Annotated in this window: 10 protein-coding genes; 6 read left to right on the top strand and 4 right to left on the bottom strand. The window is 38.5% G+C overall.

The features are described from left to right. Positions 1-10 precede the first annotated feature (10 nt). Positions 11-1,345, top strand: coding sequence for an ISNCY family transposase (locus AC07E5_RS03265; RefSeq protein WP_498624581.1), 1,335 nt, complete (start codon positions 11-13; stop codon positions 1,343-1,345). A gap of 190 nt (positions 1,346-1,535) precedes the next feature. Here the strand turns inward: AC07E5_RS03265 and AC07E5_RS03260 are convergent, their stop codons facing one another. Continuing rightward, the gene (locus AC07E5_RS03260; RefSeq protein WP_180112803.1) at positions 1,536-1,994 is read right to left on the bottom strand and encodes a DUF2147 domain-containing protein; all 459 of its coding nucleotides are present in this window, start codon (positions 1,992-1,994) and stop codon (positions 1,536-1,538) included. A 420-nt stretch (positions 1,995-2,414) separates the two neighbouring features. Here AC07E5_RS03260 and AC07E5_RS03255 point away from each other — a divergent pair, with 420 nt between their 5' ends. From AC07E5_RS03255 to AC07E5_RS03240, 4 genes are all read left to right on the top strand, one after another. Beyond that, a complete protein-coding gene (locus AC07E5_RS03255; protein WP_167846013.1) occupies positions 2,415-4,274 on the top strand; it encodes an ABC transporter ATP-binding protein in 1,860 nt (619 codons plus the stop codon). 227 nt (positions 4,275-4,501) lie between these two features. Next, positions 4,502-5,530, top strand: coding sequence for a helix-turn-helix domain-containing protein (locus AC07E5_RS03250; RefSeq protein WP_004973729.1), 1,029 nt, complete (start codon positions 4,502-4,504; stop codon positions 5,528-5,530). 71 nt (positions 5,531-5,601) lie between these two features. Then, positions 5,602-5,976 carry a glycine cleavage system protein GcvH gene (gcvH, locus tag AC07E5_RS03245; protein ID WP_096902550.1) on the top strand — a complete coding sequence of 125 codons (375 nt, stop codon included), beginning with the start codon at positions 5,602-5,604 and terminating at the stop codon, positions 5,974-5,976. A gap of 292 nt (positions 5,977-6,268) precedes the next feature. Next, positions 6,269-7,459, top strand: coding sequence for an MFS transporter (locus AC07E5_RS03240; RefSeq protein ID WP_498624580.1), 1,191 nt, complete (start codon positions 6,269-6,271; stop codon positions 7,457-7,459). 123 nt (positions 7,460-7,582) lie between these two features. On the opposite strand, the gene AC07E5_RS03235 is transcribed toward AC07E5_RS03240, so the two are convergent. Then, the gene (locus AC07E5_RS03235; protein ID WP_004973722.1) at positions 7,583-8,641 is read right to left on the bottom strand and encodes a 3-deoxy-7-phosphoheptulonate synthase; all 1,059 of its coding nucleotides are present in this window, start codon (positions 8,639-8,641) and stop codon (positions 7,583-7,585) included. A gap of 517 nt (positions 8,642-9,158) precedes the next feature. Further along, entirely contained in the window at positions 9,159-10,274 is a 1,116-nt protein-coding gene (locus tag AC07E5_RS03230) for an S-(hydroxymethyl)glutathione dehydrogenase/class III alcohol dehydrogenase (RefSeq protein WP_004973720.1), read from the bottom strand. 237 nt (positions 10,275-10,511) lie between these two features. Here AC07E5_RS03230 and AC07E5_RS03225 point away from each other — a divergent pair, with 237 nt between their 5' ends. Continuing rightward, positions 10,512-12,035 (top strand): phospholipase D family protein, encoded by a 1,524-nt coding sequence (locus AC07E5_RS03225; RefSeq protein WP_131261443.1) that lies wholly within the window; start codon positions 10,512-10,514, stop codon positions 12,033-12,035. A 77-nt stretch (positions 12,036-12,112) separates the two neighbouring features. On the opposite strand, the gene AC07E5_RS03220 is transcribed toward AC07E5_RS03225, so the two are convergent. After that, positions 12,113-12,697: a uracil-DNA glycosylase family protein gene (locus AC07E5_RS03220; RefSeq protein ID WP_498624579.1), complete on the bottom strand. Its 585-nt coding sequence runs from the start codon at positions 12,695-12,697 to the stop codon at positions 12,113-12,115. Positions 12,698-13,010: the final 313 nt, after the last annotated feature.

Raw genomic sequence — 13,010 nt, 5'->3', positions numbered from 1 at the left:
TAAACTTGAGATGCTGATCACTATGTCTGACAAGGAAATACAACGTCTTGCAGTCCTGCAAGATGTTCGAGATCAACGTATTACACAAGTCCGTGCTGCAGAAATTCTGAATCTTTCAACACGCCAAATTACTCGATTATTGCACAAGCTCAATCAAGACGGTGTTTCAGGTCTGGCACATGCCAGTCGTGGTCAACCGGGTCATCGTCGTCATGATGACTTGTTAAAATCAAAGTGCCTTTCCATTATTTCTGAACATCTGCTGGGCTTTGGTCCCACCTTGGCGCATGAGAAGCTCAACAGCATGTTTGACCTGAATATCCCTGTAGAAACGCTTCGGCGCTGGATGACTGCAAATGGTCTCTGGATTCCGCGATCCAAGCGCCAGAAACGTCCATATCAACCTCGATATAACCGCGATTGCTTTGGTGAGCTAATCCAGATTGATGGCTCATATCACGATTGGTTTGAAGGACGTGACGCTAAATGCTGCTTGTTGGTTTATATTGATGATGCCACTGGAAAGCTGTTGCATCTGCGCTTTTGTGAGGCCGAAACGACCTTTGATTATATGCTTTCAACCCGAGCCTACATTGAGCAATACGGCAAGCCTTTGGCCTTTTATAGCGATAAACACTCAGTATTTCGAGTCAATCAGAAATCCAAGCAAGACAGCCAGATCACGCAATTTGGCAGGATTCTCAACGAATTAAACATCGATATTATCTTTGCCAACTCACCACAGGCCAAAGGACGTGTGGAACGCGCCAACAGAACTCTGCAGGATCGCCTAATCAAGGAAATGCGTTTGGAAGGCATCTGCTCAATTACCGAGGCCAATGCTTGGCTGCCCTGCTTCATTGAGCAGTTCAATCAGAAGTTTGCCAAGTGTACGAGAAACTCGAAGAACTTGCATCGACCTTTAACGGAATCTGATGCTGAGCTAGAGGATATTTTTACCTGGCAGGAACCGCGTAAGGTCACGAAGAATCTGACTATCACGTATGACAAGTGTATTTATATGCTTGAGCCAACAGCACTGAACCACAAACTTGTTGGGCAATACATAACATTTTTAGAGTATCCAGATGGTACTGTGGCCATCATGCACGAAGGACGGAAGATCAACTACAGTATTTTCAATAAACTGGCTAGACTGCAGCAGAATGAAGTAGTTGAGAATAAAAGATTAGGTGCGGTTCTGGCCCATATCCAGCAACAACATGAAGAGTTGGAAAAACAAAATAAAAGTTCCCGTGCCAAGAAAAGTATGCCGAGTCGTAAAGCTCAGAAAGTTGTTATTGAACAAAGAAATTTAAATCCTGTTCTTGACTCTTGCAGTTAAAAACAGGACATTTTAAATGGTTTATCGCATAGACATTTTAATTGGTGAATAACAAATAAATATTAAGTAATTGATATGTATTAAGTTATTTTAAGTATTCGGTATCTCAATTTACCTTATCATTCACAAAAAGATAAAAAGCTACTCAATCTTTCAATCAAGTAGCTTCAAAAATACGCCGTACAATCTGTTAAAGTTTTTTCCAAGTCATCGTGCTAATCGCATTCGCGCTCTTGGCTTTGCCATATACTTTCATTTGATTATTCGCCGCATTTAATTGAGCATCAATTTTATAGACATAACCATCTTTCGGATTAATCCATTGTCCTTGCGAAAATTGTTTCGGATTTGAATTTGCCACTAAGCCTTCTAATGCCTGCATGCCTTTTATGGGCTGATTCTTTAAGTTGCCTTGGCATTTGCTACATACCTCTAATTGAGTTGTGCCTACCGACAATAAATTTCGAGTAATTACAGCACTATATTCCGAAGTTTTAGAGTTCTTACGAATCACAATTTCCGCAATATAATGCCCTGTATGATCATCAATTACTTTCCATGTACCAATCAATGGATCAAATGGCATGGCTTGAACAGGAAAAATAAATCCAAAATATAGTGCAATTGCACCTAAAAAGTTACGCATCATAAAAATATCAACTTAAAACCAATTTACAGCACGGTTGTGCTAAAAATGGGCGTGATTATAGCAATCAATGTTGAGTTTAAATAAATTTTTCATAAAAATTAAATATTTATATGCTATTGGTTCGATGAAATATCATTAAAAATGTGAACCAATACGCTTTTTATGGGTAGATGAATTTTGATGCGTTGCAGCTTTATGTATAAAAGTGAATCTATAACGTGATTTTGTATGCCAATTAATCATCTATATTTCTATTTTCAACATTTGCTGTGTTATGGCGTAAACTAGACCTACAAGCTGTATCACTATAAGTTAAGAAATATTCACAGGAATGCTCTTAACTTTATCCTAAGTTTTTGTTTTTACTGTCTTAAATTTATCTATCTTTAAATTTAGGTTTAGTCATCAAGGTAACATCGTATGCTCAAGTGGTTCGAGAAACTTATAGATCCTTATCCAAATAAAGGTTTGACCGAACCCTTGCCAACCACGTTTTTTGCCTTTGTTTGGCAAGCAGCTTCAGGTGTACGTCCATATTTATTGTTATTGGTTTTATGTACTGCAGGCGCTGCCAGCTTTGAAGCTTTGCTATATGCAAAAATTGGCGATTTAGTCACATGGCTTAGTCAAAGTCAGCCAGATACTTTCCTTGCGCAACATCAGCAGAACCTTACTTTGCTGTTTTGTATTTTATTGGCCAATATCTTTTTTGCCAGTGCGCAGTCAATTGTGAAGCATCAAATGTTATACAGTGGTTTTCCAATGCGTTTGCGTTGGCGTTTCCACAATTTAATGTTGCAACAAAGTCTGGATTTTTTCCATAATGATTTTGCAGGAAGACTCTCTGCCAAAGTCATGCAAACCGCCTTAGCAGTACGTGAGTTTTGGGTCATTTTGGGCGATATGCTTGCCTATGTATTCATTTACTTTATTACGATTAGTCTGGTATTGGGCGCAATTTCTCCAATGCTCATTTTGCCGTTATTGCTATGGTTGGCTTTATTTATTCTTGCAGCAGCTTATTTTATTCCGCGTTTGAGCAAAGTATCTAATGAACAAGCCGATGCACGTGCGGTGATGACAGGACGCGTGACCGATGCTTATACCAATATTCAAACCGTAAAATTATTTGCGCATGCAGGTCGCGAAAGCCAATATGCCAAAGCGTCGATGCAAGAGTTTATGTTGACGGTTTATAAACAAATGCGTTTGGGCGCTCAATATGAAATCAGCATCAATTTACTGAGCGTGGTGTTGTATGTGGGCGTTTTAGGTACAGCAATTTGGCTCTGGTTAAATGGCCGTGCAGAATTGGGGATTATTGCTGCCACTACAGCCATGATTCTTAAACTCAACAGTATTGCCGAGTTTATGATGTGGCAGACCTCTGCCCTGTTTGAAAATGTCGGCACCATTCAAGATGGTATGAAAACTCTCGGACGTCCAATTGCGATTCAAGACAAAGCCGATGCAAAACCATTACAAGTTGCTCAGGGCGAAATTCAGTTTAAAGATGTCAGTTTTGCTTATAACAGTAAAAACGTGATTGATCAGTTTAATCTGCATATTCGTGCAGGCGAAAAAATTGGTATCGTGGGACGTTCAGGCGCAGGTAAATCGACCTTAATTCAATTGCTTTTACATTTTTATGAGCTCAAACACGGCTCAATTATGATTGATGGGCAAAATATTGAAGATGTAACCCAAGACAGTTTGCGTAAAAATATTGCACTTGTCACTCAAGATACTTCGCTATTACACCGTACTGTGGCTGAAAATATTAAATATGGTCGTCCTGACGCGACTGATGCAGAAATGTTTGAAGCTGTACGCAAAGCCAAAGCCGAAGAATTTATTCCACAATTGACCGATTTACGTGGCAAAAAAGGCTATGAAGCCTACGTGGGCGAACGGGGTGTTAAACTTTCAGGTGGACAACGTCAACGTATTGCCATTGCCCGTGTTTTCTTAAAAGATGCACCTATTTTAATTTTAGATGAAGCCACCAGTGCGCTCGACTCTGAGGTTGAAGCGGCAATTCAATCGAGCCTCGATGAACTCATGCAAGGTAAAACTGTAATCGCGATTGCACACAGACTATCTACCATTGCACAAATGGATCGTTTAATTGTGCTCGATCAAGGACGTATTGCAGAACAAGGTACGCATGATGAACTGGTGGCTATGAACGGAATTTATGCACAACTTTGGCAGCGTCAAACAGGTGGTTTTTTAATTGAACAAGATAAAATCGTAAAACCATCGACTGATAAAAATTAGCATCTCCAGCAACTTTGCTGTAACTCAGGCTTTGATGAAATGCAGATTTATCGCATATAGTCAAAGCCTGTTTTGTCTAACAATTTCCATAGAATTTCTTTAATTTTCATGCCAAGATGCAATATGTCATCTACGTTCTTATGTCGCCGTTTGGCAAACTAAGATATGCATAGATGACAGTCGCTAAGGCAAATTAAAATAAAATTAGCAAATGCAATGGAACATGCATGAAAACAATATCAGCACGTCAGGAACAAGGTGTTCCAGGGGTTTATGGCTTATTGGTTTTGGATGTTGTATCCCGTTGGGGTTATAACGCAGATACCTTATTTGCACCATTTCAACTCAATAGCGAAATGTTGGCAGACCCAGAATGTCGTATTCCTACACCTATTGCCAATGAGTTGGTTAAACATGCTTTAAAACTTACAGGCGAATCGACGCTCGGTTATCATCTTGGTACGCAAATGCGCATTTCCATTCATGGCTTTATTGGCTATGCGATTATGACTGCGCATGAAATTAGTGATGCGTTGATTTTAGCCAATCGTTTTATTCAACTGCGTATGCCCTTTTTACAATTGTTTTTCTCAACTTTTGGTGAAAAAGCCAGTCTGCAATTGCAGTGTGATATTCACATGGAACCTTTACGCACAGAAATTGCCATCGCTTTAATTATTGGCATGATTACCATGAGTAAAGCCATGACAGGTACCGAACACTTTACAGGTGAAGTCGATTTTGACTTTCCTAAACCTGCAGGTTTTGATCAGTATTTTTCGAAATTTCCTTATCATCAATTCCGTTTTGATCAGCCGTATTTAGGTTTAAGTTTTGACAAGCAATATCTAGGCTTAAAAATGATTAATGCCGATCCTATTGCCAGTCAAATTGCGATTAATCAATGTGAAGCCGAACTTTCTGCTTTAGGTGAACGTCGCCGCATTTCTATGCGAGTACGTGATATTTTAACCCACGCAGAACAGCATTATTTAAGCATTGAAAATGTTGCCGACTATCTACACATGTCCGACCGCACACTCAAACGTCAACTGGCTGCAGAAGGTACTTCATTTTCAAACTTGGTCGATGAAGTACGTTATCGGCATGCAACTTCCCTGCTTTCCCGTACAGACTACACGCTAGAACAAATTGCCGATGAATTGGGTTATAGCGATGTGGCAAATTTTAGTCGTGCTTTTAAACGCTGGAGTGGACGCAGTCCGAGCAATTGGCGTAAAGATCCGTATTTATAAACTTTTGTTTTTAGCAAAAAGCATGTATAAAACATGGCAAAAAGATTCGATACAATTTAAGGAGTTATCAAATGAATCACCCAGCGGAATTAAAATATGCAAGAACACATGAATGGGTGCGTATTGAAGGTGATTTGGTCGTCACAGGCATTTCAGACCACGCACAAGATGCTTTAGGCGATTTGGTCTATGTAGAAGCACCTGAAGTTGGTCAAAAAGTAATTGCGGGTGAACAAGCAGGTGTGGTTGAGTCTGTTAAAACAGCTTCAGATATTCACGCCCCTGTTTCAGGCGAAGTAGTTGAAGTAAATAGCAATTTAGACGATGACCCTGACTTTGTAAATGATGAACCGTATGGCAAAGGCTGGATTTATAAAATCAAGCCAGACAATATGGCAGATGTGGAACAGCTTTTATCAAGTGCGGACTATGAATCTGGCTTATAAGCCTTAAATTTGTAGTGTTTAATCGCTCAAATTCAAAGAAATCAGCTTCGGCTGATTTTTTTTGCATTGCAATTTGCGAAATAAATAAAATTATCTTTATCTGATAAAACAATTAAAAAAATAGAATTAAAATCTAATTTTAGTTTTAATTTTATTAAATAACTATACTTTTCACATAAATAGGTTTATTATTTTTTGCATGATCTTACTGTGTGATGACTTCCAATAACAAAGCATCTGTATAACAAAGTACACATTACACGCTGCTCCACTCACCATATAGGTTTAAATTATGTCTGCTATAAATGCTGAACATTTATGGAATAAGTCGTTTATTCTCTGCTTATTCAATAACTTGTTCTTATTCATATTTTATTTTGCGCAAACGACAATTTTGCCTATTTATATTGTGAATGAGTTGGGTGGTAGCTTGTCACAGGCAGGTTTAGCCATGACTTTGTTTATGTTATCTGCAATCGCGATTCGCCCATTTAGCGGTTTGATTATTGAAAAATTTGGTGTAAAGAAAACCTTATATGTTTCTGAAATCATGTTTTGTCTGTGTAGCGTGGCATACATTTTTGTAGATAGTTTACTGTTTCTACTCGTACTGCGTTTTTTACATGGGATTTGGTTCAGCATTGTCACCACAGTTACCGTCCCTATTGCCAATAACTTTATTCCAGACAGTCGCAAAGGTGAAGGTATGGGCTATTTTTTGGTGTCAGTAAATTTAGGGATTGTATTGGGACCTTTAATTGGTTTAAGTCTGATTCAAAGTGTTTCTTATGCCAGTATTTCTACCTTACTATCCGTCAGTGTTTGGGCAGGTTTCGCCTTCTGTTTAATGATTCCAATTGCGACCCAAAAAGTAAAAACTGAAACAACACCTAAACGTAAATTAGGGCTTCAAGATTTTGTAGAGAAAAAAGCAATTCCTGTATCACTCATGGCGATGATGGTTTCTTTCGCGTATGCCAGTATTATGTCATTTATTTCCACCTTTGCAGAATCACGCAATATGCTGTCTTATGCCAGTTTATTCTTCGTGATATTTGCAGTTTCGATGATGATTTTGCGCCCAATTACAGGCAAAATTTATGATCGTAAAGGGGCGAGTTATGTGATTTATCCTGCAATTATATTATTTGCTTTAGGATTAATTGTCTTGAGTCAGGTACACAGTGTATTCGGTTTTATGTTGGCTGCTGCATTAATTGGTGTAGGGTTCGGGTCTGCCCAACCTTGCCTGCAAACCATTTCAATTCAACGCTCCCCTAAAGATCGTATTGGTCATGCCACATCTACGTATTTTTGTTGTTACGATATTGGTATCGCCTTAGGCGCGTTAATTCTAGGTTGGATTATTGCGGGTTATGACTATACCGCAGCGTATTTGCTCTGTGCTGTTGTGACCTTAATCAGTTTAATTTTCTATAAATTTGTTGTGGCTAAACAACCTAATGCAGATATTCAGGCTTAGTTTTTAATAGCAGCAAAAGAATTGTTATTTTAAAAACTAATCTAAGAAGAGTTGATTTTTAAATACTCTCCCACCCAAAAAACCTGAAATTTCAGGTTTTTTGGGTTTCTGGAGTTTTATTTTTTATGCAGTTTTAGCCAAAACCTGACGATTTAAGCTTTCAGCGACCTCAATAAGCAGTTGTTCAGTCTTATCCCAACCCAAGCAGCCATCGGTAACAGATTGACCATAAGTCATCTCGCAAGAAATCTTTTGATTTCCATCCACCAAATGACTTTCTAACATGATGCCACGGACTTGCGTCTGTTCACGTTCTGCCACAATGGTACGCAAGACTTGCGGTTGTTGTTGTGGGTCTTTATGGCTGTTACCGTGACTACAGTCAATAATCAATGCAGGCAACTGCCCTTTGGCTTTTTGCTGAATTTTCTCAATTTCTACCAATTGATAATTTGGCCCTGAATTTGCGCCACGTAAAATTAAATGCGCGTGTGGATTACCTTGTGATGACAAAATAGCAGGTAAACCCGACTGGCTCATTCCCATGAATTGATGTGGATGACTTGCCGATTGAATTGCATCTAATGCAATTTGAATTGAGCCATCAGTTCCGTTTTTGAAACCAATGCTATACGGCATGGCGCTAGAAATTTCACGGTGAATTTGTGATTCACTGGTACGTGCGCCAATTGCACCCCAAGCCAGTACATCATCAAAATATCCCGTTGCCATTGGGCTTAAAATTTCAGAAGCAATTGGTAAACCCATTTCTATAATTTGTAGATACAGTTCACGTGATTTTTCTAAGCCTAATTGCATGTTTGCAGAGCCATCTAAGTCTGGGTCATACAAAAAGCCTTTCCAGCCTACCGTAGTACGTGGCTTTTCGATATAGGCGCGCATCACCAAGAAAATTTGATCTGAAACTTGGCTTTGTAATTGTTTTAATTTTTCTGCGTATTCGAGTGCTGCTTGCGGATCATGAATTGAACAAGGTCCTGTAATGACCAATAAGCGAGGGTCTGTGCCCGCTAAAATGTTCTGAATAATCTGTCGATGTTGTGCGATTTGTTGTTTTAGCGCAGATGAAAGTGGGAGTTGCGCTTTGAGTTGATGCGGTAAACTTAAACTAATTTCAGTATTGTTGGTCTGTTGTTGTAAAGCAGTATTTAAAGCATTCATTGGTCTGTTCCTTTGGACTGTTTCTCTTTTTTACAGTCCGATCATTTATTTCAGCGTTATGGGTCTAATGGATTGCAAGGTTTGAGTCATAGATTGACTAAAGTAAAACCAATAAAAGTTGCTAAAGTATGAATAATTAACGTTGTACATGATTAAATCTCCGAAAAACCTATAAAATTCAAAACACCAGACATAAAAAAACCTGATCAGGGTTGCCGATCAGGTATCAACTGGTGGGCAACCTTTTGCCCGAACGCGACTCAGGCAATCATTGAAACTGCCAAAAGTAATAGTAAGCGTTTGCGATTAAAGGTTGCTTTAACATCTTGTTTTCATCAAAAAATGAGCTGTTAAAATTAAAATACGCTGTATTGTTCCGTTTGGCAATCCTTTTTGTAAAATAATTTTTATTGGATGTATTTATTAAAATTAAGCTGCTGTTTTAGCGAATCCAGGGGTTAAAAAAACCAAGCCGAAGCTTGGTTTTTGTTGGGTCTTTATTTAAGCGCGTTACTCATCATTGATCAAAATGAATCACACTACGAATAGATTTACCCTCATGCATTAAATCAAAGGCTTCATTAATTTGGTCTAGCCCCATGGTGTGCGTTACAAATGGTTCGAGTTGAATATCACCCTTCATGGCTTCTTCAACCATGCCTGGCAATTGCGAACGACCTTTTACACCACCAAACGCAGTTCCTTTCCAAGTACGACCTGTCACCAATTGGAATGGACGAGTTGAAATTTCCTGACCTGCACCTGCAACACCAATAATAATGGATTGTCCCCAACCACGATGCGCACATTCCAAAGCGGAACGCATCACATTGGTATTTCCAATACATTCAAAAGAATGATCTACGCCCCAACCTGTTTTTTCCACAATGACTTCCTGAATTGGGCGGTCATAATCTTTTGGATTTAAGAATTCGGTTGCACCAAATTGTTCTGCCAATTTGAATTTCTCTGGGTTGGTATCAATGGCGATAATACGGCTGGCTTTGGCTTTATGCGCACCTTGCACAACTGCTAAACCAATACCACCTAAGCCAAATACCGCAACGGTATCGCCTTCTTGGACTTTTGCAGTATTTTTAACTGCACCTAAACCAGTTGTAACACCGCAACCTAATAAGCAAACTTGCTCATGATTGGCTTCAGGATTAATTTTTGCTAAAGATACTTCAGCAACTACCGTATATTCACTAAAGGTTGAACAGCCCATGTAGTGATAAATCGGTTGTCCATTATAAGAAAAACGTGTCGTGCCATCAGGCATTAAACCTTTACCTTGTGTCGCACGTACGGAAACGCATAGGTTGGTTTTACCAGATTTACAGAATAAACATTCGCCACATTCTGCTGTGTAAAGCGGAATCACATGATCGCCTGGTTGAACACTGGTCACACCCTCACCAACTTCAACCACAATACCTGCACCTTCATGGCCAAGAACTGCAGGGAAAACACCTTCAGGATCTTCACCCGATAAGGTAAATGCATCGGTATGGCATACCCCTGTGTGGGTAATTTTGACCAAGACTTCTCCAGCCTGCGGCGGTGCAACATCAATTTCAACAATTTCAAGCGGCTGACCTGGGCCGAATGCGACGGCTGCACGTGATTTCATGAGCAAATTATCCCTAAAAAATACATTAACAGATGATAAGGGGCTGCTGACAATTCGTCTATGTTTGCGATGTGAGAGAGATATCTCGCAAGCTATTTATAAAATATCAACAGACTCTCACAATACCCTCTTTCTATTCAGAGTTTCAAGCATTAACATGAGGATAATCTCCATGTATAAATACAGAATGACTTAAGAATAATCATGAAGATCCAAAGACCTTGTTACTGGCTTGGAATGTTGGCTTTTTTCGCTATTTTACTGACAGGATGCAGTTTACCGATGAATCAAGCGAGCAAAGATAGCCCTGTTGAGCATTATGTAGATCATTGGCTGAATGGTCAGGAAATTGATGCACATTTATCCCAAAATTTAACAGCGTATCTTTCTCTAAATGATGCCTTTAGTAGCATCGCCTCGCGTTTATATTTGATTCAAAAAGCACAGCACCATTTAGATTTACAATATTACATTTGGGAAGATGATTTAATTGGTCAGTTGATGTTGGCTGAACTGCTCAAAGCAGCAGATCGTGGTGTAAAAGTTCGTTTATTAATTGATGATCAAAATGGTACGCAACTTGATCCAACCTTAAAACGGCTTGCTCAGCATCCTAATTTTGAAATAAAAATTTTCAATCCGTACAAATATCGGCATTTTCGTGTGATGGATTATTTGTTTCGTTTTAAACAAATCAATCGCCGTATGCACAATAAACTAATTATTGCCGATGGGGCGATTGCCGTGACAGGTGGGCGTAATATTAGCCGTGAATATTTTGATGCCAGTGAAAATTTTCAATTTACTGATATGGATATTCTATTCTATGGCAGTGCTGTCCCCCAAGCCAATGCCGTGTTTTTAGAGTTTTGGAATGACGAACTAAGCTATTCAGTAAAGCAATTATTAGGCACAGGCAACGCGTTGCAATTGAGAGAATTGCGTAATCGCTATGAATTAAATGCCAAATATAAAGATAAAATTCGTGAACGTGTGGCTAACGCGCAAGAAGAAGTCAGCATCAAATTAGAACAACATCCTGTACAGTGGGTATGTGCGCATTTTGTGGCAGATTCTCCGAATAAAATTCGGGGTACAGCTCAAGGCGAGCAACTGATTTACAAACAAATGTTAAAGTTAATGGGTGAGCCCAAACAACATTTAGAACTGGTTTCTGCCTATTTTGTCCCAACAGAAGATGGTCTTAAAACACTCACTCAACTGGCTGAAAAAGGAATACAGATACGTGTATTGACCAATTCATTTTTAGCCAATGATGTGCCTTTGGTACATGCATTTTATCAGCAGTATCGCGTAGATTTACTTAAATCAGGTATTCGTTTATATGAATTTAAGCCTTATATTGAACGAAAAAAGCGTACTTGGTATGAAGTTGCAACGGGTAACGTAATTCCTGCCAAAGGCAAAAACGCCTCGAGTTTACATGCCAAATTCTTTGATATAGATGGCATGGTCTTTGTAGGTTCTTTTAACCTTGATCCTCGTTCTGCAAAATTAAATACCGAAGTTGGCTTGGTGTTAGAGTCTGAACAATTGCAAAACGATGTTTCTCAATCTTTAGACCGCTATTTGCCACAAATTGCGTATGAACTGCAATTAGACGAAAACGGTCAAATTATTTGGTTAGATCATCAGGCAGATGGCAGTATTCAAACGTATCATCATGATCCTGAAACCACACAGTTTCAGCGTTTTATGATGAAAACAGTTTCATTATTCCCTATTGAATGGATGATGTAATGACAATAGATAGACATTAATTATGGAAGCGTATTTTTCTTTCTCTGCCATCACTGTCTACAATTATTTAAAGTTACTTATAGTAAGCCTATTTCTTTAAATAAGTTAAAATACGCTTCTGCCTTTTTCTCTAAAGCTAAAGGATAGGCTCGTGAAGATGAAGGCATCCGATATAAATGCAGCTCACGCTTGGCAAAATAGCAATGTGTCGCCTGCCCAATTTGAGGTTTTTCGGCAGATTCAGGCATAGATAACATGAGTGTATCAGTCGCTTTATCGCCTGTGGTCATAATGCTTTGACATAAAGGTATCTTGCTTAAAAGTGCTGCAATATCCATTGGTTTTTCAATCTGTAAAAATTTGTCTGATGCATTGCCTTTTAAGCGAATCACCTGCTGCGCCGTATCTGAAATAGCAATGCCAGTGGTGTTTAAAAAATCAATAATTTTATGAAGATGAAAATTTTTAGCTTCTAAATCTAAAAAGTAGTTTTTATCTTGAAAAAAGCATAAGCCCAAAATTCGCCACATATCATTTTGATAATTCGGATAATAAAAATCCATTTTCCAACGGCTTTTAGGTGGTGGAAAACTCCCAAGCATTAACAGCTTGGCATTGGCTGGTAAAAAGGGTTCGAGTGGATGGGTTTCCATTTCTGACATTGTTTAAAATCAATAAGTTATAATGCGATTTAAAAAATAATTTTGACTAAATATCAAAAGACTGTTTCTTAAATTTTAGCATAATTACAGTTTTTTCAACGATACAATCCATTCCATTTAGTGCTTTTTTAATTAATTCCTGCAAAACTTTTGCAAAACTATTATGGAAAATATAGAACGCATTGACCATTATGACAAAATAAAATTATAAAAATTTGGTACTAAAATGGGTGATTTTTCATAAAAAAATAGCGAACAGTAAGTCACTACTGACTTAAAAATATCGTCTAAATACGCTGTTCTTTGGAATGAA

The organism is Acinetobacter seohaensis (assembly GCF_056431365.1).
Note: the sequence above shows the minus strand (reverse complement) of the source record. Positions and strands in the feature narration are given on the sequence as shown.